At 38.9% G+C, this 22,482-nt stretch carries 17 protein-coding genes; 8 read left to right on the forward strand and 9 right to left on the reverse strand.

Annotated features, from left to right (window positions below; all coding sequences use genetic code 11):
* Nucleotides 1-7: 7 nt before the first annotated feature.
* Genes ND812_RS07845 through odhB form a run of 3 tightly spaced genes read right to left on the reverse strand, consistent with a single transcriptional unit; the run spans nucleotide 8 to nucleotide 5,458 of the window.
* Complete coding sequence (locus tag ND812_RS07845) at nucleotides 8-2,776, reverse strand: 2-oxoglutarate dehydrogenase E1 component (RefSeq protein ID WP_265374987.1); 2,769 nt, start codon at nucleotides 2,774-2,776, stop codon at nucleotides 8-10.
* A 34-nt stretch (nucleotides 2,777-2,810) separates the two neighbouring features.
* Nucleotides 2,811-4,217, reverse strand: coding sequence for a dihydrolipoyl dehydrogenase (lpdA, locus tag ND812_RS07850; RefSeq protein ID WP_265374988.1), 1,407 nt, complete (start codon nucleotides 4,215-4,217; stop codon nucleotides 2,811-2,813).
* Between the two features lie 8 nt (nucleotides 4,218-4,225).
* Nucleotides 4,226-5,458: a 2-oxoglutarate dehydrogenase complex dihydrolipoyllysine-residue succinyltransferase gene (gene odhB / locus ND812_RS07855; RefSeq protein WP_265374989.1), complete on the reverse strand. Its 1,233-nt coding sequence runs from the start codon at nucleotides 5,456-5,458 to the stop codon at nucleotides 4,226-4,228.
* Between the two features lie 158 nt (nucleotides 5,459-5,616).
* On the opposite strand from odhB, the gene ND812_RS07860 reads away from it, so the two are divergent.
* Both ND812_RS07860 and ND812_RS07865 read left to right on the forward strand, forming a co-directional pair.
* Entirely contained in the window at nucleotides 5,617-6,150 is a 534-nt protein-coding gene (locus tag ND812_RS07860) for a gamma carbonic anhydrase family protein (protein ID WP_265374990.1), read from the forward strand.
* Between the two features lie 120 nt (nucleotides 6,151-6,270).
* Complete coding sequence (locus tag ND812_RS07865) at nucleotides 6,271-6,912, forward strand: hypothetical protein (RefSeq protein WP_265374991.1); 642 nt, start codon at nucleotides 6,271-6,273, stop codon at nucleotides 6,910-6,912.
* 94 nt (nucleotides 6,913-7,006) lie between these two features.
* Here the strand turns inward: ND812_RS07865 and ND812_RS07870 are convergent, their stop codons facing one another.
* Nucleotides 7,007-8,767, reverse strand: coding sequence for a GAF domain-containing SpoIIE family protein phosphatase (locus tag ND812_RS07870; RefSeq protein WP_265374992.1), 1,761 nt, complete (start codon nucleotides 8,765-8,767; stop codon nucleotides 7,007-7,009).
* Between the two features lie 207 nt (nucleotides 8,768-8,974).
* On the opposite strand from ND812_RS07870, the gene nirK reads away from it, so the two are divergent.
* From nirK to ND812_RS07890, 4 genes are all read left to right on the forward strand, one after another.
* Complete coding sequence (gene nirK / locus ND812_RS07875; RefSeq protein ID WP_265374993.1) at nucleotides 8,975-10,369, forward strand: copper-containing nitrite reductase; 1,395 nt, start codon at nucleotides 8,975-8,977, stop codon at nucleotides 10,367-10,369.
* 77 nt (nucleotides 10,370-10,446) lie between these two features.
* On the forward strand, nucleotides 10,447-11,202 hold the full coding sequence (locus ND812_RS07880; protein WP_265375927.1) for a formylglycine-generating enzyme family protein: 756 nt from the start codon (nucleotides 10,447-10,449) through the stop codon (nucleotides 11,200-11,202).
* Nucleotides 11,199-11,816: an SCO family protein gene (locus ND812_RS07885; RefSeq protein ID WP_265374994.1), complete on the forward strand. Its 618-nt coding sequence runs from the start codon at nucleotides 11,199-11,201 to the stop codon at nucleotides 11,814-11,816. The genes ND812_RS07880 and ND812_RS07885 overlap by 4 nt, the downstream gene beginning before the upstream one ends.
* A 113-nt stretch (nucleotides 11,817-11,929) precedes the next feature.
* Nucleotides 11,930-12,991, forward strand: a complete 1,062-nt coding sequence (locus ND812_RS07890) for a BPSS1187 family protein (RefSeq protein WP_265374995.1) — start codon at nucleotides 11,930-11,932, stop codon at nucleotides 12,989-12,991.
* 28 nt (nucleotides 12,992-13,019) lie between these two features.
* Here the strand turns inward: ND812_RS07890 and ND812_RS07895 are convergent, their stop codons facing one another.
* From ND812_RS07895 to ND812_RS07910, 4 genes are read right to left on the reverse strand one after another with little or no spacing between them, the layout of a single operon-like run.
* On the reverse strand, nucleotides 13,020-13,754 hold the full coding sequence (locus ND812_RS07895) for an SDR family NAD(P)-dependent oxidoreductase (RefSeq protein ID WP_265374996.1): 735 nt from the start codon (nucleotides 13,752-13,754) through the stop codon (nucleotides 13,020-13,022).
* Nucleotides 13,755-13,759: 5 nt separating this feature from the next.
* Nucleotides 13,760-16,159, reverse strand: a complete 2,400-nt coding sequence (locus tag ND812_RS07900) for an ATP-binding protein (protein ID WP_265374997.1) — start codon at nucleotides 16,157-16,159, stop codon at nucleotides 13,760-13,762.
* A gap of 42 nt (nucleotides 16,160-16,201) precedes the next feature.
* Nucleotides 16,202-17,146: a sigma-70 family RNA polymerase sigma factor gene (locus tag ND812_RS07905; RefSeq protein ID WP_265374998.1), complete on the reverse strand. Its 945-nt coding sequence runs from the start codon at nucleotides 17,144-17,146 to the stop codon at nucleotides 16,202-16,204.
* 1 nt (nucleotide 17,147) lies between these two features.
* Nucleotides 17,148-18,329 (reverse strand): NAD(P)/FAD-dependent oxidoreductase, encoded by a 1,182-nt coding sequence (locus ND812_RS07910; RefSeq protein ID WP_265374999.1) that lies wholly within the window; start codon nucleotides 18,327-18,329, stop codon nucleotides 17,148-17,150.
* 100 nt (nucleotides 18,330-18,429) lie between these two features.
* Here ND812_RS07910 and ND812_RS07915 point away from each other — a divergent pair, with 100 nt between their 5' ends.
* On the forward strand, nucleotides 18,430-19,686 hold the full coding sequence (locus ND812_RS07915) for an OmpA family protein (RefSeq protein ID WP_265375000.1): 1,257 nt from the start codon (nucleotides 18,430-18,432) through the stop codon (nucleotides 19,684-19,686).
* Here ND812_RS07915 and ND812_RS07920 read toward each other — a convergent pair.
* Nucleotides 19,679-21,187, reverse strand: coding sequence for a malate:quinone oxidoreductase (locus tag ND812_RS07920; RefSeq protein WP_265375001.1), 1,509 nt, complete (start codon nucleotides 21,185-21,187; stop codon nucleotides 19,679-19,681). The genes ND812_RS07915 and ND812_RS07920 overlap by 8 nt on opposite strands.
* Nucleotides 21,188-21,257: 70 nt before the next feature.
* On the opposite strand from ND812_RS07920, the gene ND812_RS07925 reads away from it, so the two are divergent.
* Nucleotides 21,258-22,457 (forward strand): metallophosphoesterase, encoded by a 1,200-nt coding sequence (locus ND812_RS07925; protein WP_265375002.1) that lies wholly within the window; start codon nucleotides 21,258-21,260, stop codon nucleotides 22,455-22,457.
* The last annotated feature ends 25 nt before the right edge of the window (nucleotides 22,458-22,482 follow it).

Consider the following 22,482-nt stretch of genomic DNA (forward strand, 5'->3'; position numbering starts at 1 on the left):
TTTTTGTTTAGGACAAAGCATCCTTTACCAAATCATCTTGTTCCTTTAAGTGAGTGACCACATGTCCACATGCAGGGCTTGGGAATTCTGAACGACCTGCGTAATGCAGACGTTTGTTTTCTGGCATCACTGCTTCGATTCGATCTCTCACAAAGAACCAAGCACCTTGGTTTTTTGGCTCTTCCTGAACCCATACAAATTTTTTCAGTTTTCCGTAACTGGTGATCATTTGTTTGATATGGTTTTCAGGGAAAGGGTAGAGTTGTTCGATACGAACGACTGCTACATTTTCTAATTTTTGGGCATCAATCGCCTTACGTAAGTCATAGTAAACCTTGCCAGAGCAGAAGAGTAACTTTTCTACTTTTTCTGGTTTTGCCACTGGATCCGGAAGGATCTTTTTAAACGCACCCGTTGTGATATCTTCTAAACTAGAAGCTGCATCTTTCAACCGAAGGAGTGACTTCGGTGTCATGATGATGAGTGGTTTTCTAAAACTTTGTAGGATTTGGCGTCGAAGGATATGGAAGTATTGTGCTGGAGTGGTGAGGTTTGCCACTTGGATGTTGTCGAGTGCACATAGTTGTAAGAACCTCTCAAGCCTTGCGGATGAGTGTTCTGGACCTTGGCCTTCGTAACCATGTGGTAATAAACAAACAAGACCCGACATCCTTTGCCATTTGATTTCAGAACTGGAAATGAACTGGTCAAAGATCACCTGCGCGTTGTTAGCAAAGTCGCCAAATTGTGCTTCCCACATCACAAGGCTACTTGGATCCGCAAGGGAATAACCATACTCAAAACCTAAACAAGAGTATTCCGAAAGGGATGAGTTTACAATTTCGATCTTTGCTTGTTTGTCGCTGATATGGTTGAGAAGGGTAAGTTTTTTCCCATTCACAATATCCGAGAGTGTTGCGTGCCTATGAGAGAATGTTCCCCGTTGCGCATCTTGGCCCCCAAGTCGGATTGGAAATCCATTTTCCAAAATGGAACCAAAGGAAAGTGATTCCGCAAATCCCCAATCAATCGGAAGTTCACCAGCCCCCATTTTTTTACGGTCTTCCAACACTTTGATGTGTTTTGGATTGGCTGTAAATCCTTCTGGTAGGGTAGTCACTGCTTTCACAATGCCACCTAATTGTTGTTGGAGGAGTTCCGTATGGACATCAGAATCGAGTGGCTCTTTGGTGTATCTCGACCAAACCCCGCCTAGCGTATCCACTGTAATGCGAGTGTCTTTTTCCTTTGCTTGTTGGAAGGAAGTTTCAAGTCCTTGTTGGATTCCGTCTTTGATGAATTGGATTTCTTCTTTTGTAATGTCCCCACGTTGCAATAAAGTCTCTTCGTAAAGAGAAATAGTTTTGGGGTGTTTTTTGATGATGTCATACATCTGAGGTTGAGTGAACGTTGGTTCGTCAGTTTCGTTGTGACCAAGCCTTCTGTAACATATCAAATCGATGATTACATCTTTTTTGAATTTTTGACGGTATTCTAACGCAAGTTTTGTGACACGGTATGCTGCTTCTGGGTCGTCTCCATTCACATGGAAAATAGGAACTTGGAAACCTTTTGCAAGGTCTGTTGCATACAATGTGGATCTAGATTCACTTGGGAGAGTGGTGAATCCAATTTGGTTATTGATCACAATGTGAAAAGTTCCGCCTACCGTATACCCTTCTAGGTTCATCATGTTGAGTGTTTCTGCGACAACACCTTGGCCCGCAAACGCGGCATCCCCATGGATGGCAACTGGCATAAATTTCGAACGGTCCATGTCCTTTGCCATTTCTTGGCGTGCACGAACCGATCCAAAAATCACTGGGTCTACGGCTTCTAAGTGAGAAGGGTTAAAGGCAAGGGAAAGTTTGACTTCTTTTCCATAATGGGTCATCACATGGTTAGAATAACCGAGATGGTATTTTACGTCCGCGTATCCTAATTGGCCTGGGTTTAGTTTTTCTTCAAACTCAGCAAAGATAAGACCTGCAGGTTTACGGATAATGTTCACAAGAACATTGAGTCGTCCCCTGTGAGCCATACCAATAACAAGGGCATCCATTTTATGACCACCCGCTTCTTCCACAAGGGTGTCAAGCATTGGGATCATGGTTTCTCCACCTTCGAGAGAAAAACGTTTTTTCCCTACGAACTTTTTCGCGAGGAAGTTTTCAAAACTATCTGCTTGGTATAATTTTTCAAACAAACGTAAGGCGGTCTTTTTGCTGATCGGTTCGTTGTTGGCAAGTGGTTCCATTCGGTTTTGTAACCACTCCCGTTCCTCATCATTGACAAGGTAGTAGTGTTCACAGCCAATCGAACCACAATACGTTTTTTCAAACCAATTTATGACATTCTGTAATTTGGTTTTTCCAAGATTGGAAATTCCAGAATCCACTTCCGTGTCTAAGTCAGTTTGTTTCAGGGCTTTAATTTTAAGATCAATGAATTCACGATTGGGTTTGTTGATGCCAAGCGGATCGAGATTTGCTGCTAAGTGACCTTGCCTTCTGTATGCATTGAGAAGGTTGATGATACCAAAATCACTGAGAGATGAGTCTTTACGGTGTTCGGTAGACGTGTAGTTTACATATCCATTTCCATTGAACCCACTTCCATTCGAACCATTGTTCGAAACTGAGGACCTTTCTAATTCCCCAAAAAAATCGATCCAATCCTTTGTTAAAGAAGATGGATCTTCCTTAAACTGTTTGTAATACTCTTCCAATAATACAACGTTATCGCCGTATAAACTCATCATCTGATCGGTTGTCATATAATCTCCCTAAAACAACAAAACAACTGTTATGTTACGAATGGATGGACCATTTCGCATCAGCATCCATCGCCGCTTCTCTGAGGACTTCAGAAAGAGTGGGGTGAGCATGTGTAGAACGAGCTATGTCTTCTGCACTGGCACCAAACTCAAACGCAACTGCGGCTTCTGCAATCATGTCAGATGCTCTCGGTCCTACGATGTAAACCCCAAGGAGTTTGTCCGTTTTTTTGTCAGCAAGGACTTTTACTTGTCCATCGGTTTCGTTCATGGCCTTAGCACGTGCATTGGGTTTGAACATGTATTTACCCACTTTGTATTCAATGCCTTTGGCTTTTAGTTCTTCTTCCCCAAGTCCTACCCAAGCCACTTCTGGCCAAGTGTAAACGATCCATGGGATGGCTTTGTAATTCACATGACCATACTTTCCACAAATGAGTTCCGCAACAGCAATCCCTTCGTCTTCTGCTTTGTGTGCAAGCATCGGACCATCAATCACGTCCCCAATGGCATAAATATTAGGAATGTTCGTTTGGAATTTGTTAGGTTCTACTTTGATGCGACCACGGTCAGTCATCTCGACACCAATTTCTTTGGCACCAAGTCCATCTGTATTCGGACGACGGCCAATCGAAACAAGCACCTTGTCTCCTTCGAGGATGGTTTTTTTCCCATCTTTGCCTTCGATTTCGACTTCTACTTTTTTCCCTTTTACCTTAGCACCATGCACTTTGGTTTCAAAGAGAAAATTGATTCCTTGCCCAGTAAGAAGTCTTTCCGCAAGACTTGCCATCGCTTGGTCTGCCGTTCCAAAGAGGCGTGGCATGAGTTCCACCACAGTGACTTTTGCACCAAGTCGTAACCAAACAGATCCAAGCTCAAGACCAATGACCCCTGCACCTACAATGATGAGGTGTTCGGGAACTGCATCGAGAGCAATGGCGTGGTCTGAGGTAACAATGTTTTTTCCATCCACAGGGAGTGGTGGGATTTCAATCGGAGAAGATCCGGAGGCAATGATGATGTTCGTTCCAGAAATGGATTCTTTTTTCCCATCTTCTGCAGTGATCGAAATTTCGTTTTTGGAAATGAAACTAGCATGACCCAAATAACGAGTGATTTTATTTTTTTTCATCAGGTAGTCAACACCCGATGTCACTTCACTTACCACTTTGTCTTTACGAGCCATCATCTTCGCGATGTCGATTTTGACATCTTTCACTGAGATTCCATGGTCACTTAATTTGTGTTTGGTTTTGTGATACTCTTCTGAAGAATCGAGAAGGGCTTTGGAAGGAATACAACCTACGTTGAGACAAGTCCCTCCGAGAGTTTTTCTTTTTTCGATAATGGCTACTTTTTTCCCGAGTTGGGCTGCGCGAACCGCAGCCACATACCCACCAGGACCTGCACCAATGACAACGATATCATATTGTTCCATATTGGTAACTATACCTCAAAGAGGAGTCTTGTTGGATCCTCTACCATTTCTTTGATCTTCACTAGGAACTGCACCGCTTCCTTTCCATCCACAATTCTGTGGTCATAAGAAAGAGCAAGATACATCATCGGACGAATGACAATTTGGTCATTCACAACTACCGCACGTTTGACGATGTTATGCATTCCAAGAATTCCTGATTGTGGAGGGTTGAGGATTGGTGTCGACATCATCGAACCATACACACCACCGTTGGAAATGGAGAACGTTCCGCCTTCCATGTCTTCGAGAGAAATTTTTCCGTCTTTGACTTTTCCGGCAAGCCTTGCGATCTCTTGTTCGATTTGTGCAAAACTGAGAAGGTCAGCATTACGAACAATCGGAACCACAAGTCCTTTTGGCCCACCCACTGCGACTCCGATGTCATAGTAGTTTTTGTAGACAATGTCTGTTCCACGGATCTCTGCGTTAATGGCAGGATATGCTTTTAATGCTGCCACTGCAGCTTTGGTAAAGAGTGACATGAAACCAAGACCCACACCGTGAGTTTCTTTGAACTTGTCTTTGTATTTATTGCGAAGTTCCATGATCGGCGCCATATCCACTTCGTTAAACGTAGTGAGAATCGCTGCCGTGTGTTGTGCGCTCACAAGCCTGCTTGCAATCGTTTGGCGGAGTTTTGTCATTGGCACAACGGTTTCTCTTGGGCCAGCGTTTGCCGATACCACTACTGCTTTTGGAATCTCTGGGCTTGGTGACGCGGCCTTAGAAGGAGCAGCGGAACTGGAACCACCTTTTTCCATATAAAGGATTACATCTTCTTTTGTGATTTGTCCGTTACGACCGGTGCCAGTAATTTTTGAGGCATCTAATTTATTTTCTTCAATGAGTTTACGAGCAGCAGGAGGAAGTTCCTCATTCACTTTGCCTGTGTTAGGTTGTGCGCTTGGTGTTTCTGCTTTTGGAGCTGGGGTATTGGAACTTGCTTGCGCAGAAGCCACGGCACCTTCTTCGATGGCACCAATGATGTCTCTCACGTGCACCACATCCCCCACCTTTTTAGAGATGGATTTTAATACCCCTGAGGTAGGAGCAGGAATTTCTAATGAGACTTTGTCTGTTTCTAAAATGGCGAGTACTTCGTCTACTTTGACAGCATCGCCTTCTTTTTTGGTCCAAGCACTGATAGTCGCTTCGGTTACGGATTCCCCCATCTCGGGGACTTTGATGTCTATTGCCATGAAATATTCCTTAGCAGGTTTTTAGAGAAAAATAGCGTTGTTGAGGAGTGAGATCCCATTTGAATCTAAGACTACGGTAACTTGTCGGAAGGTAAAAACGCAAGCGGAAAAAACGAAAAGACCTTGAGTTTCAGTTTAGCCGACATTCTGTAGCAAGTATGATCCGTTCTTTCCAAGGCCATACTCCTTCCATCCATCCTACGGCTTGGGTGGCTCCTTCTGCCGATATTTTAGGCAAGGTTAGCATCGGGGAAGAGTCCTCGATTTGGTTCCAATGTGTGTTACGAGGAGACGTAAATACCATCACGATTGGCAAACATGTGAATATCCAAGACATGACCCTCGTACATGTGGCAAGAGATTTGTATCCTGTCACGATTGGGGATTATGTATCGATCGGCCACCATGCGACCATCCACGGTTGTGTATTGAAAGACTATAGTTTTGTGGGGATGGGAGCCATGCTCATGGACGATGTGGAAATCGGGGAGTGGTCTTTTGTGGGGGCCGGGTCCCTTGTCCCGCCTGGGAAAAAAATCCCACCAGGAGTTCTCGTGATGGGTAGCCCCGCCAAAATCATCCGAGACATCACAGACAAAGACCGCGAGATCATCACCCGTACGGCAAACAATTATACCAAGTACAAAGAAAACTATCGCAACGAAGGGATTGGGGGCACATCCCTTTCCTAACGGAAAGGGACCGGGTGATCCGCTTCAATCTTTCGCTTACGCGAAAGGATTTCCGCTACTCCCCCTTGCGCGGAAATCAGCTTGCAGATGAGATGGTTGTATGCCAGAATTACGAGACGTATGCAATTCGTGATTCGGTGTTTTTTCTCTTTTGTTTTCCTTAGTTTTATTTCCTGCAATTTTCATTATTTTGCGTTGGCAAATGAATCGAATCAAACGGCTGTTGACCTAGATAAAATCACTGGTGATAAAATCAGATTCCATCTCATCCGTGTTGAAGAAACTTCGAAAGCCAATTTGTACAATTCACCTGGACTGGAATTTGAACTGGCAAAATCAAAACTTTTCAAACTCAGTCGGACTTCCAAATTAAACCTTACCTATACAACCCAAACAGGCACGGATTCAGCAGGTATTTCTGCGGTTTTGTTTTTACTCACCCTTGGTATTTTCCCTTCGTTTGTGGAAACCCATTCCAATGTGACCTTCACACTGATGGATCGCGAAGACAAAAAAATCATACGTGATTACACATACCCAATCCAAGGTCGTAGGATTGTTTCTTGGTTAACGATTCCGTTTTATATTGTCCTTCCCATTTTCTCGGATTCTGTGGATGGGGGTTCAAATTTTGAAACTTCTAATGTATCCTTACGGATGTTAGTGGAAAAATTTGAATCTGATTTGGCAAAAGACTGTTTGGAAAATCCAGAGTTACTCGAAACCTTACGAAACAAAGGAAACGAATCCATCGATCTTTGAAATCCTTTGTTCTTTGGTCAGACTGTTTTAGTTTAACGGAATGTGTCTATAACCAATAAGACTAACGTTACTGTAGATTTTGATCTTTTAAGATTTACTTTCGATCGACGATGAGAATTGTCACATCATCTGCAAATTCAACCGAACCTACATAATCCTTGGCTTCTTGGATGAGTAGGTTTGCACATTCTTGTGCTACGTTCGATTTTCCTTTCGTGATAGCCATTTGGAATAATTCGTCATCATAACGTTTGTTATGGTCTTTTGACATATGTTCCGTAATTCCATCAGTATAGAGTACAAGCCTATCCCCTTTACCAAAAGAGAATGTTTTTTCTTCATAATAAAGATCTGGAATGAGCCCAAGGATTTTCCCTTTTACATCTAATGGTTTTGCCTTTGATTCTCCCGTTTTGAGGAGGAAAGGTGCATGATGGCCTGCATTCGCACAGAGAATGGAATTTTCTTTGATATTGATGATTCCATAGAATGCTGTGAGAAAATTTCCAGCCAATTTGCCAAACAACATATGGTTGAGTGTGGTTAAAAATAAAGAAGGGCTTTGTTTGATTTCTGGTTCAAAGTTTTTTAATACCATATGGGACATGGCAGCTAGAACCGCTGCGGAAAGTCCATGCCCAGAAATATCCGCAATCAAAATCGAATATTGGTTCTCATCAATTTGTGTTACATCATAAAAATCACCGCCAACTTGTTCGAGTGGGATATGCGAAACTCCATAACTCAATTCTTTTGTCTCTGGTAAAACAGATGGCATGATTTTTTGCATGATGTTTTTAGCACGACTGAGTTCTTTTCCTGTATCTACGATTTGGTGGAAAAGTTGCGCATTTTTAATCGTATTACTGAGTCTTGCCGCAATGTTTGTAAGTAGGTCTAAATCGGAATGTTGGAAAGCATATCCTGAAAGTTTGTTATTGATGCTAATCACACCCAATAGTTCGTTTTGGTAAATTAATGGTGCCGAAATCAAGGATTTGGATTCAAACCTATAAGGTGAAAGTTTATTATAACGAGGGTCCATGTCCAAATTATGAATGAGTAGGCTTTCTTTTTTCTCCGCGACCCAACCTGAAACACCTTTCCCATAGGGAACTTTGATTTGGTCATAAGCTTCTTCAGGAATTCCTTTGGCAGCTAGGATCCCTAATTCTTGTTTGGTGTTATTTGCTATGTAAATGGTTCCAGAACTTGCACCTAAGTATTCTAAAACTCGGTTTAACATCCATTTCCCAAGTTCGTTTAGGCTTTTTTCCGAAACAGAAAGTTTTTCAAATTCATACAAAAGAGAAAGTTCTAAGATTCGTTTGTCTAAACTATCTTTGACATTTGCATTTTGTATGGCAGTGGCTGCAACCTCTGATAGAGAAATCAAATATTCTAAATCAGAATCATTAAAAATACGATCATTTGTTTTATTGATCACTTCCAGTGTTCCAATCAACCTTTCTTCTACAAAGAGTGGGACACAGATAAGGGATTTTGTTTTAAAACCAGTTCGTTTGTCCATACTTGGATTGAATCTTGGATCTTTGTAGGCATCTACTAACGCGATCGGTTTTTTTTCTTTTGCCACCATCCCCACGATGCCTTCTCCGAGTTCCAACCTAGCATATTCTTGGATGATCTCTCCTTTTTCTCCCAGTGCAACCTCACAGTATAAAAATTCATCGTTTTCCAAGAGGAAAAGGGAACTTGCTTCTGCTTCCAATAAATCCTTGGAGTATAACATGATGAGAGGAAGTAATTGGTGCAAATCCAGGTTTGCATTGAGAATGGAAGAAATATGAAGAAGACTTCTGAATTTGCTCAGGCTAGTTTGTGGGTCTGTCATAGAGGCAACATACCAATTTTTCCAATCGATTCCGATCCGTCGATTTAGAATTTTATGTGTTTTCTTTTTGCATGAGGGAAAAGGGAAACATCCAAAAAATCACCTTCTTTGTGTTTTTTGTTTCTTTGAATCAATCTTCTTGACTTACATCAATGTTAGAATACAAAAAACTGCTTACACTTAAAAACATAGGGAATCGTAAATCATATGAATTTCATAAAATCAAGACAAACCATCTTTTATTTGTTCCTTTTATACTTATCTACCTTTCTTTTCCAATGTGGAAAAGAAACAACAGTGGAAGCAAAACTAACATATGCGCCACAAGTGCCTCCCCACATTGATCGCACCTATGAAGCAAAAGTCGTAGTCAATATAGAAACTGTGGAAGTTGTAGGTCGCCTTGCAGATGGAGTGGAATATACATTCTGGACATTTGGCGGATCAGTGCCTGGACCTATGATCCGGGTTAGGGAAGGGGACCAAGTGGAGTTCCATTTAAAAAACCATCCATCCAGTAAGATGCCACATAACATCGATTTGCATGCTGTTACTGGGCAAGGAGGTGGAGCTGCAGCTTCTCTCACAATCCCTGGACATGCTTCTAAATTTTCATTCAAAGCTCTCAATCCTGGACTTTTTATTTATCATTGTGCTACTTCACCAGTGGGAATGCACATTGCAAATGGAATGTATGGTCTTATCTTTGTGCAACCAAAAGATGATCTACCAAAAGTGGACAAGGAATACTACGTTGTCCAAAGTGAGTTTTATACAAAAGGGAAAAATGGGGAACCAGGCCTTCAATCATTTAGCATGGAGAAGGCGATTACTGAAATTCCAGACTACGTAGTGTTTAATGGTTCTGTTGGATCATTGGTGGAAGATCGTGCAATTACAGCAAAAGTAGGTGAAAAGGTTAGATTGTTTGTTGGAAATGGTGGTCCTAATTTAGTTTCTTCCTTTCATGTGATTGGAGAAATTTTTGATCATGTCTATACAGAAGGTGGAATATTACCAAACCAAAACAATGTGCAAACCACTCTCATCCCGGCTGGAGGATCCGCTATTGTTGATTTTACGGTTGATGTGCCAGGGACATTGATACTCGTAGACCATTCCATCTTTAGAACATTTAACAAAGGTTCGCTTGGAATGTTAAAAGTAGAAGGTGAACCTAATCCAAATGTATATTCTGGAAAACAAGAAGATACTGTTTATTTACCGGAAGGACCGGCCATCCAAAGGATGGTAACTGAGGTAAAACCAAAAGTTTCTGCCAAAACCAAAGAAGAAATTTTAGCCAATGGGGAAAGAGTTTATAAGTCGGTATGTTCCGCATGTCATATGAAAGAAGGCCAAGGTGTTGCGGGAGTTTTCCCACCACTAGCAAAATCAGATTTTTTAAACGCTGATAAACAAAGAGCCATCCAAGTGTTAAAAAAAGGTTTAAGTGGGCAAATCACAGTGAATGGTCAAAAATACAATAACGTAATGCCTCACCTCGAACTTTCCAATGAAGAAATTGCAAGTGTATTGAGTTATGTTTACCATAATTGGAACAATAAAGGTTATATGGTCACTGAGCAAGAAGTGAAGTAGCCTTACTTAAGAAGGGAAGGGATCATATGGAAAAAATGAAGCATCGAACAAAATTGAATCACCAAACGATTCTTGTAATGGTCTTAGTTTCGATTGTTTCCTATGGTTCCCTACAATCAGAAATGGTAAAGATTCCTTCGGGGAAATGGAAACCCTTTCTGAAAGATGGTTCTACTCAACCGAATGCCCAAGTGAAAGTGGACAGTTTTTATATGGACGAGTATCCTGTCACCAAGCAAGAGTTTTACGAATTTACGATACATCATCCCGAGTGGAAAAAAGGAAAACCATCTTCTTTATTTGTGGATGCTGGTTACCTGGCTGATTGGAAAAACGGTAAACCAAAGGAATCAGATCATTTAGCGCCTGTTACGAATGTTTCTTGGTTTTCAGCCCAGGCTTATTGTGAATCAAAAGGGAAACGATTGCCCACGGAAACTGAATGGGAGTATGTAGGTAGTATTCCTCCACAAGGCAAAAACCAAAAGGCGATTGAAGCAGTGATTCTTAAGTGGTATGGGGAACCAAGACCAGAAGTACTACCAAAAGTTGGTTTGTACAAAAACAAACTCGGAGTATATGACCAACATGGAATGATTTGGGAATGGGTGTATGATTTTAATAATTCTTCTGTGACGGGTGATTCTAGACAAGATTCTGATATTGAAAGTAGTCTCTTTTGCGGAGGAGGATCACTGAAAGCTAATGATTTTTCGAATTATGCATCCTATATGCGATTTGGATACCGCGCTGGCTTAAAAGGTTGGTATACGGCAAAGTATTTAGGATTTCGATGTGTGGCGGACCAAAATAGAAAGGAAGGTTCAAAATGAATCAAACGATTTCAAAATATTTTTTTTATCTTATGTTTTTAATTATAGGAATTTCATTTTTGCAGTGTGACGAACATAATGCAAATCATCACCATGAACATGAACCAATACTAGCTGCAAATGAACCAGCACAAGGGAGTTTGTTAGAACTAAAAAGCCAATGGCAAAATGAAGAGAATAAATCGGTAAGTTTTGTTGATTGGAAAGGAAAACCGTTTCTCATCAGTATGTTTTATGCTTCTTGTATTTCCATTTGCCCACGGTTAGTTTCTGATTTGGAACAAGTGGCAAAAAAAATCGAATCAGAATCAGGCAAAGTACCAAATGTCATCCTTGTGAGTTTTGATTCAGAAAATGATAAACCCCAAGTGTTAAAAGATTATAAAAAGAAGATGGGCCTTGGTCAAAATTGGACACTTCTCACGGGAAAGGAAAAAGACGTTCGGATGTTGTCAGTGGTTCTTGGCATCAATTATAAAAAAATGGCAAATGGAGAATTCAATCATTCCGCAGTGATCAGTTTATTTGACCGGGAAGGTTTGAATGTAACAAGAATCGAAGGGATTGGATCCAATGTCGACACGATGATTCTTAAGTTTAAAGAACTGAAGTGAGGTATGATACAACACCAATCCATGTGTTCGATTGGTGTTGTGTGTTTGAGAATTGGATTGCCAAACTTGCAAAAGTTTTTATTTTGATCTGAATCGAGAGAAGCGTAACCGACTTGAAAATTCTATCCTTACAAAAAAGATTGCGTATTTTACTTTGTTTCATTGTCATATTTTCTTTTTCTCAGTCGTTTCTCTTTTGTAAAAAAGAGTCGGATACAAATGAAGATTTGTTAAAAATTCTTTCCTTAAACTTGTATGTGCGTTCCTGCGCAGGCCAAAATGCCTTTCCTTCCAATGGAGCTGTTGGTTCTCTTGTTCGTTATCAAATTGCGCCATCCCTTACCAATTCTCAAATCACAACGTTTAATGCTCCTCACCAAGTATTTCCACCACAAACAGGTGTTTCCCAAAAAAATAGATTATCAGTTTTTTATCCTGGTACTGATTCTACTCCTTGTGAAATTAATGCGATATTACAACACGGTGCTACAAGAGGATACCATGTCATTGGGCTTAGTTATCCAAATGGTGAGGCTGTGAATACGATTTGTAACCAAGGTATTGCAAGGAATGATGCCAGTTGTTTTGAATTAGTAAGGCGTGAAATCGTAACAGGTGAATCTGTCTCTCCTTATGTGGCAGTGGATTCTGCCAATGCAATCGAAGGCAGACTTTTATCCTTATTACTTTACTTAAATCAAAATTATCCAGGGCAAGGTTGGGACCAATATGTATCAGGTGGTTCGATTCTCTGGTCGAGTGTTTATGTCGGTGGACATTCCCAAGGCAGTGGTCATGCTGCTTACCAAGGAAAAATTCGAACTGTAGGCAGAGTTTCCATCTACAGTGGAGTTTCCGATTATAGTTTGCAAACTGCTTCCAATCCATCATGGTTTGGGCTCTCACAACAAGCACCTGCAGGTTCTTATTATGGATTGATCCATGAAAACGATTCAATTGCCAACCTCAGTGGGAATATGAATCAGGTTACTGATGTTTGGTTAAGCCCATTAGGAATGGTGGGAGCATTGACAAATGTGAATGTTGGGAGTCCCTTTGGAAATAGCAAACGTTTGGTGACAACGTCTTGTAATGGAATGGGATCACTTGCAATGCACTCATGCCCTATGTTCAATGGATTCCAAAATGTTTGGAATTATGTAAGTTACCCTTAATCTTTTAGAAAGTAGGGAATCTTACTTTCTAAAATGCTGGAAGACGTTTGAATATCCATTCAGGAATGACTTGGATGATGAACATAATGAAACGCCAAGGCCAACGAATATAAACTTCATTTTTTTTGTTTAATCCAGCAATGACTATTTTTTCGCCTGCTTCTTCTGGTGTTAACGTTAACCAAGGAATTAAATTGTGTCCCATTGACATCTTCGTATAGACTGGTCCAAGTAATATAGTAGCGATGTGCACACCATTTGGAAAAACAAGTGCACGCAGACCAGAAAGATAAGTTGTTAAACCAGCCTTTGCACTACCATAAATGTAGTTTAATTTTCTGCCTCTGATCCCTGCAACAGAACTAACGACTGTAATGTTTCCCGATTTTCTTTTTTCCATGCTGATCGAAATGGCACTCACAAGTGCAACAACTCCAGTAAAATTGATTTGGATGGTTTTTTCTAATTCCCTCCAATTTTCTCTGGCAAATGTTTGGTTTTCATAATAACCAACGAGGATATAAACATGATTTGGCTCTACACTTAATCCAGAATAGAAGGAATCAAAAGATTCCATGTTTGTGATGTCTAATTCATGGGTTTTAATTGATATATTGTATTTTGAAAGGATTTTGTTTTGTAATTCGGATAATTTCTGTTTGTCTCTCCCTGTGATGGAGATTGAATGTCCTCGTTTTGCTAAAGACTCAACTACCCAAACGCCAATATCAGAAGTGCCTCCAATCACCAAAGAATGTTCCATACTCACTATTCCTTTGACCATTTTTTGATCATAAATACAAGTTCTTGTATTAACAGAGGTTTTGTCATAAAATCATTCATTCCTGCTGCAAGGCATTTTTCCTTTTCTTCTTCCATCACATTTGCAGTTAATGCAATGATGATTGGTTGTTTTGTCAAAATTTGATTTTGCCTAATTTGTTTGGCAACTTGGATTCCATCTAAATCTGGCATTTGAACATCTAAAAATATAAAATCTGGTTTTTCTTTTTCCACTAATAAGAGTGTATCGTTTCCATTTTCTGCAACTATTGCTGTATAGCCTAGTTTTTTTAAAAACATTTTTGATACTTTGAGATTGATCGAATCATCGTCAGCGACCAAAATTTTTGCAGGGAATTGTTCGGCTAAATGTTTTTCCCATTCAACAACTTTTAGAATACTTTGGTTTGTTGTTACTTTGTTTGTTTTGATAGTATCATGTGTGCATTCGACCGGGATTTCAACTTGAAAGACGGATCCTTTGCCTAATTGTGATTGTACAGTGATCGTACCTGATAATTCTTCTACAATTTTTTTTGTAATCGTAAGACCTAATCCCGTTCCATTGGTTTTTCCAGACAAGTGTGAATGGATTTGCATAAAAGGTTGGAAAAGTTCATCTATTTTTTCATTTGGGATTCCAATTCCAGTGTCCTTCACTTGTAGGACCAATTGACTTTTTTTATCTTCCATTGGAAGAGAGGAAACTATGATTGAGATCGATCCATTCTCGGTAAACTTAACTGCATTTCCCAAAAGATTAGATAGGATTTGAGTGAATCGCCTTTGGTCTGTGATGATGGTATCAGGAATCTCACCATCGATGACTAAGTCTATCTTCACTGATTCAGTGTTCAATTTGGATTTGAATAATTGAACCATATCATTTAATAATTTTTTTAAAACGATAGGTTCTAATCTTAATTCAAATTTACCTGACTCTAATTTTGTTAAATCTAAAATATCGTTGATTAATAATAAAAGATTCTCTCCACTAAATTGGATTAAGCTTAAGTATTCTTTTTGTTCTTCAGTTAGGTTAGTTTGCCCAAACATTTGAGTCATGCCCAAAATTCCATTCATTGGTGTTCGGATTTCGTGGCTCATAGTGGATAAAAAAGCGGATTTAAATTTTACTTCTGCAAGAGCTAACTCTTTCTCTTGTTTGAGTTTCTCTCGATTTTTAAAATTTTGGATCATACGATCTGCTATGAACAATGCTTGTGATAGCCCAAATACTAAAAACCCATATTGTGCGAGATAAGCTGTTCCTTTTTTAGCAAATTCAGTTAAGATATCTAAAGAAAAGAGTAACATCGTTGAAACGAGGGAAAATAGAAAAAATTTTGCACCCGGTTTTTTGATCAATACTCCGTGAACAATTGGATACATTAGAGAGAATAATCCAAGTAACGATAAAATTAAATGAAGCGATTGTATTTGTGAATAAATGGGAATTGGGAAAGGAATTCCAAACAACAAAAGTATTGCACAAAAATAATTCGACGAATAGATGAATGAATATTTTTTATCAGGATAAACTTCTTTTACATATCTTACAAAGGAAAGGTATAATAATGTAAATGAAAATCCATTGAGTCTAACCATGATTTCATAAATACCCATGGGAAAGTAATTGTAAATTAGCCTAGTCTCTCCAATACTTAGTAACCTAACTGATGCAAGAAAACATACAAAGGAAAAATAGAGATGGGTTTTTTCGTCTTTCCAGAAAAGAAATAATACAAAGTGAAAAAAGGCAAGTGTGCCAAGAGAAGCCATCACTAAAATATCACGACTAGTTGCTTCAAAAAATGATTTTGTGATTCCTTCGTGTGTTCCGATCAGATATGGTGTCGCAATTCCGCAAACATGATAGTGAAAACAAGACACTTGGATGTTTAAATTGATTTCATTATCATTTCGTGAAGGAAGTGCTATGGTTTGTATGTTGATACTCGAAATCTCTGACTCACTATCGAGACCTAACTTCCCAGATTCATAAATTTTCTCTTCTCCAACTAAGATTCTGAATGCATTCCTTGTGACTCCGTTTTGTAAGTAAAATGTTTTCGCATTTGGATTTACTAAAATTTTTAATTGGAGGGTGGCATATCCTTCTTTGTAAGGAACTCCCATGTTTGTCCAATTGCCAGGAATTTTTGTGAAATTGGAATTATCATTTTGCGTAATTACCAATTGTTTCCACACAATCTTCCAATCCCCATTTAAGGGAACATTTCCATTTAGATCAAAATTCCAATTTCTTAGATCCAATACTCCTTTTTCCGCTGTGGGTGGGTTTGGTTTGTCGTAAGAAAAACATCCTGCTAAAGTTAAGATTAAAAATGGTATCGCGACTTTCAGTACGAATCGAAGGAACATTTGTATCTTATATGACGATATGATATAAACCTATCCTTCAGTCTATTTAACAAAATTCAGGATTTTATTTTTGATCCAAAGGTAGATCATGTGGAAATAGTTTGGTTTTCGTATATATCCTAATTTTCTTAATTGGTCCTTGTTTTGAAACCCTTTCAGTTTGTCCGGATTGGCAATTGTTAATATTTCACTGATTTTGTTTTCTTCAATCATGATGAATTGTACAAAATTAGGAAATCCGTCTTTCCCATAACCGATGGTGACGGGACTCCCATTCGCATAACCAAAGTAAACCGATGATGAATTAGTTGCCTTTTTTGTTGTTTGTTTTAAGAATGTTATGACTCGAATGATTCCAGGAATCGGAATCCTTGCTGCATGGACTTTCCCACCACCATCAGAATAAGCAATCACATCCTCTTTGAGTAATTGGGAAAGTGCGTTTGTATCTTGTTTGATGCAAGCCAAACTGAATTCCATTAGAAGTTTCTCTTGGTGTTTGGGGTCTGGATCAAATTTTTTTCTTCTTTCTTTTAATGCCTGTTTGGCTCTACTTAGAATTTTCCTTGTGTATCCCGGGGTTTTTCCAATAATTTTTGAGATTAATTCAAAATCAAAATCAAACGATTCACGTAATAAAAAAACTGCACGTTCAAATGGATTTAATGTTTCCAGTAATACTAAAAATGCAAAATTTATTTTTTCATCATCAATACTGGAAGTGAATTCAGGAATTGGTTCTGGCAAATAGGGTCCAATGTAGGTTTCCCTTTTGCGTGATGCTTTTTTTAATAAATCAAAGGCAAGCCTTGCCACGATACTTCCTAAGTAGGATTTAGGATTTTCTACCTTCGTATGATTCACTGAGAGCCACCTAAGGTAACTCTCTTGTAAAATGTCTTCTGCGTCTGCATAACTACCAGTGATTCGATAGGCAATGGAAAACAAATATGGTTTCCATTCTAAAAAAGATTGTAAATTTTCCAATTTATGTTTCTCCCTGTTGGATCATTGTTTCTTTAAACTCATTTGAGTTTCTTTGTTCTTTCCCTTTGGGCCAAAAATAAAATCGAAATGGTAGAAACTTCTCCATCCGTAAGACAATCAGTGTAAAACGATTTACGCCTTCTTTGATCAATGCGCCTAATTTTCCGTTGATTATTTTTTCTTTTGGAGAATCATCAAAGTTTGTCCATTGGATGAGGCCATCGTTTCTTCCCAGCGAGACACAACGTCCAAAAAAATGGAATCGAAATGGAGAAATGTTTCGGTTGTGTAATACATCTGAGATCGTGTCGGCAACATAAGCTCCCATTGGTAGGGCAGTTACACAACCCATTCGCAAATGAGAAGGTTCTAGCTTAGCCGCATCTCCAGCAACATATACATTCTCGTATTTTATGGATCGTAAAAATGGATCAACAAAGACTTGGTTGGATTCATTTGTGATAAAGCCAGATTTTGTAAGCAGATCATTAACATGAAAGCCTGTACAGTTTATAAGCGTGTCGTAATTTACTTCGGTTTGGTCATGGAACTGAATTTTGTTTTTCTCAATCTTATTGATTACCTTCGATTCGATCACTCTGATTCCTAAAGATTCAAACTTATTTTTGATATATTCCTTGCCAACATTGGAAAAGGATCTTCCAAAATGATTTTGATCCACAATGGTAACATTTGTGTTTGGATGTTTTTCTTTCCATTCGGTAGCAAATTCAATTCCTGTTAGACCACCACCCAATATACATAAATCAACTATATCTTGTGGGTGTTTTGATTTTAGAAATAAGTCCAAGGACTCTTTAGATTGGATTGAATTCTCTTTTTCCATTTTGGTTTTCGTATTTTGGCTTCCAATGGAGACAACCAAATAATCGTAATTGTATACAATTGTGCCTTGATCTGTTTTTACTTCCACTGCATTGGAATTGGGTGAAATCTTTGATACTTGGCCAATGGTAAACTGAATCTTTTTTCTAATGAGTTCTCGTACCTCTATTTTTTTATCGTTTCTCCCTGAAGCCAATTCATGGAATCGAATCCTTTCCTGGAAGAACTCAGAATTGGAAATGAGCACTACCTCTATATCCTTATTTTGTTTTTGCAAACGATTGGCGCAGAGAATGCCCGCATAACCTGCACCTACAATTAAAACCTTTGTTTTCATCGGAAACCTCCCTAACAAGACGAATGAAGGGGTGGCTTTGTGACATTTTTAGGCAAAAAATAAACTTGCATTAACAAACGATATTGGAACAAGATCACCCATGCAGAAATGGAAACTAAACCTTGTTTTTTGGACAATTTTGATTTTATCCTTATTCCCAGGTGCTTTCCTAAGGGGCCAAGGTTTTGATAAAGGAAATTTGATCTTTTATGGAATGGGAATTGGAGGGTTTGGTAACAATTCAGGTACCATTCAAAAAGGAGTTTTTAATTATAATTTCCCTGGTTATATTGCAGTCAGTTCAGTTCCACCAAACAACATTACTGCGGCCTATTTAAGTTATACGTATTACACAGGATTGACTGAAGACAGAACAAAGCTTTCTAGTAAAGGGGGTGAACTCGGATTTGAATATGGAATTTTTAAATATTTTGGGATTGGACTTTCCGCAACCAACCAAGTAATTTCTTCCACTAATTTCAGAACTGTTGATCCGAGAGCTGTCACTGGATCTGCATTGTTTGCTGGATCAGTTTCTAACCAACTAGCTTTACTAAACGCAGGTGATTTGTTTCAATTTATGTTACAAAAAAAACGAGATTTCTATAATGCGTTAACTGCAGATGTAAATTTATTTTTTCATATAAACCCAAATAGTGCGTTTGATCCTTATCTAAAGATTGGGGCAGGTTATGGATCTGAAAATTTATATGGTGGTACTGTGAATCGAGTTTTTGGAGGTCTTGGCATCCGCTATCATATCACGGATCGATTTTTTCTTAGCGCCGAAGTAGAACACGCAAATACATACATAGTCAATTATAAGGCACCAAATTCTGGTTATCGAAACAAAGGTAATTATGAAGAGACAGCTGGAAAGTTTGGATTTGGAATTAATTTTTCATTATCAAAAAAGGATCCATATCCATCAGAAGAAACTCCAAAACGAGTGATTGATTCCATCCCTAATGATGACCAATTGAAAACAGCAAGTATTCCAAATGAATCAAAACTCGAACGTTTTGTATTCTTTGCAAGTGAGATATTTGATTTACCATCCAGTCGAATCCATTTAGAAGGACGCGCAAGGTTAGATGCGATTGCAAGAAGTTTAGAGAATGAATTTAAAGAATATGATATTCTCATCATTACTTATACGTCTCCTTATAAAGAGGACTTACCAGGTAACTTTGAAAATTATGATTTGGGTTTCGAAAGAGCACAAGCTATCTCTCGTGTACTGAGAGAAAAAGGTGTGAGCCCGCGTAGGATCATCGACTCCACACAAGGATCGGCCTTGTACACTGTGGAGTCGAAGGAAAAAGTTGTTATCGAACTTCGGAAAAAAGTTAAGTAACCAAGGTTCTTAATCCCAATAATTCCTCTGTTCTTTTTCGACTCAAGGAGCAGAGTTCTGGCTGATCTTTCATTGATTCACCAAAACTTGGAATCATGGTTTTTAACTTATCACTCCATTCTTTGGATTTCATTTCATTTGGAAAACAGTCTGATAATACTTCCAACATGATGGATACAGAAGTTGATGCGCCTGGGCTTGCACCGAGTAAAGCCGCAAGGGATCCATCTTTTGCTGACACAACTTCTGTTCCAAATTCTAATACACCACCTTCGTCCTCATCTTTTTTGATGACTTGAACCCTTTGCCCAGCAACAACAAGTTCCCAGTCTTCCGAATTCACTTCAGGGAAATATTCCCTTAATGCTTCGATTCGGTCTTCGTGAGATTGTAATGCTTGGCTAATCAGATACTTTGTCAAAGGAAGGTTGTGCATCCCTGCAGATAACATTGGGAAAATATTATCAAATTCCAAAGATTTTACTAAATCCAAATAAGAACCTTTTTTGAGAAATTTTGTCGTAAAACCAGCATAAGGTCCAAATAATAATTCTTTTTTCCCCTCAATGATACGTGTATCCAAATGAGGAACAGACATAGGAGGGGAACCAACATTTGCCTTACCATAAACCTTTGCAAAATGTTCTTTGATGATTTTTTTATTTTTACAACGTAACCATTGGCCACTGACAGGAAATCCTCCAAATCCTGATGCCTCAGGTATATCAGATTTTTCTAAAAGAGGTAAACTTCCGCCACCAGCACCAATAAAAACAAATTTTGCTTCATGGTGTTCTTTTTCATGAGTTTGTAAATTATGAGAAGTTAGGTGCCAGTTACCATTTTCACTTCTTTCTAAATCTTTTACATCTTCAAAATAATGGACATGAACATCGGAGAACGTTTCTAAATAACGAAACATAGCACGTGTTAAGGTTCCAAAATTGACATCAGTTCCTAAATCCATTCGAGTTGCAGCCACTTTTTGATTTGGATCACGACCCTTCATGACTAGGGGGAGCCACTCTGAAATTGTTTTTGTGTCTTCTGTGTAGATCAGTCCATTAAATAGTTCATATTGTTTTAAAGCGGCAAATCGTTTCTCTAAAAAACGAACATTTTCATCTCCCCAAACAAAACTAAAATGAGGAACAGAATGGATAAAATCCTCGGGATCGATGATTTGTTTGATGCCCGCAAGGTAGGCCCAAAATTCCTTAGAAATTTCATACGACTCAGCAATTTGAAGGGCTTTTTTTGTCTGAATGGATCCATCTTCATTCTCAACCGTATAATTTAATTCACAAAAAGCAGAGTGTCCTGTTCCTGCATTGTTCCAGGCGTTGGAACTTTCTCTTGCCGCAGCATCGAGTCTCTCTAAAACTGTGATCGTTAGGTGGGGGTTTAATTCTTTTAATAAAACTCCCAAAGTGGCACTCATGATTCCCGCTCCGATGAGAATCACATCTGACTTAGTTCGAATTGTATCTTTTTCTTTCATCCTATCCTTCTTGTATGAATAAAGGTCACTTTCTCTATCAAAAAACTGTCCAATATGTAGGGTATTCTCATTGAAAGCTTTCTTTGTATTTTTGTCAGTATTAACATCCATACTTGGATTTATCTATTATTATTCTACCTTTCGATTAATCTCAGGACTTTCACTGAATGGTCCTATCGTCACCATGATTCTTGTCGGAATTGGAGCCCTGGTTCTCCTTGTCCCCTTAACTTATGCCTTTAGTCGTATGTCAAAACGGGAAAAAACCCAGACGTTTTTTGCCTATGTCACTTTCACCAATTTTGGATTTTTTTCGATCCTGTTCACTTTGGTTTTGTTAATGGATCTACTACGACTTCTTGATATTGGGATAGTTTCAGATTATTCCAGACTTTTGTTTTCGACCTTACTACATTTTGGGTTTCCAATTGATGGTGTGACAGAGGTAAAAAACTTTAGTTTGGCGTTTTCTACCATTGTTGTTGCCACTGCACTGAGTTCTCTTGGGTTTTACAATGCACATGTTCGACTAACCACCAAACATGTCAAAATTCCAGTTAAGAATTTACATCCTGACCTCCATCAATTTAAAATCGTACAAATTTCAGATGTTCATATAGGTCCCACAATCAAGGAAAAATTCCTACGAAGAGTGGTTGGAAAAATCAACGCACAATCTCCCGATGTTGTTGTCATCACTGGAGATTTAGTCGATGGACCAGCGGTGACACTCAAACACCACTTAAAACCTTTGGCTGATATCCAATCAAAATACGGAACCTTTTATGTAACGGGAAATCATGAATATTATTCCGGAGTTTTATCTTGGTTACCTGAGATTGAAGCTTTAGGAATTCGAGTTTTACTCAATGAGAACGAAACGATCCCAGTAGGGAATGCAAAATTATTAATGGCAGGTGTGACTGATTTAACCGCTGGATCTATGATTAAATCCCACCAAACAAATCCTAAACGAGCCATGGCTGGTGGGGAAAATTCTGATTACAAAATCCTTTTGGCTCACCAACCAAATAGTGTATATGAAGCAAACAAAGTTGGCTTTCATTTACAAATTTCAGGCCATACTCATGGTGGGCAATTTTTCCCTGGGAACATACTCATATACTTTGCACAAAAATTTGTGGCTGGACTCCATCGATACAAGGATACACAAATTTATGTAAGCCGAGGAACCGGCTATTGGGGTCCTCCATTCCGTTTGGGTGCTCCCTCTGAGATTTCTGTTTTGGAATTAGAATCTAACCTTTGATTCGAACCATTTTTGTATTTTAAAT

The organism is Leptospira limi (genome assembly GCF_026151395.1).
In the GTDB taxonomy this organism is placed as follows: domain Bacteria; phylum Spirochaetota; class Leptospiria; order Leptospirales; family Leptospiraceae; genus Leptospira_A; species Leptospira_A limi.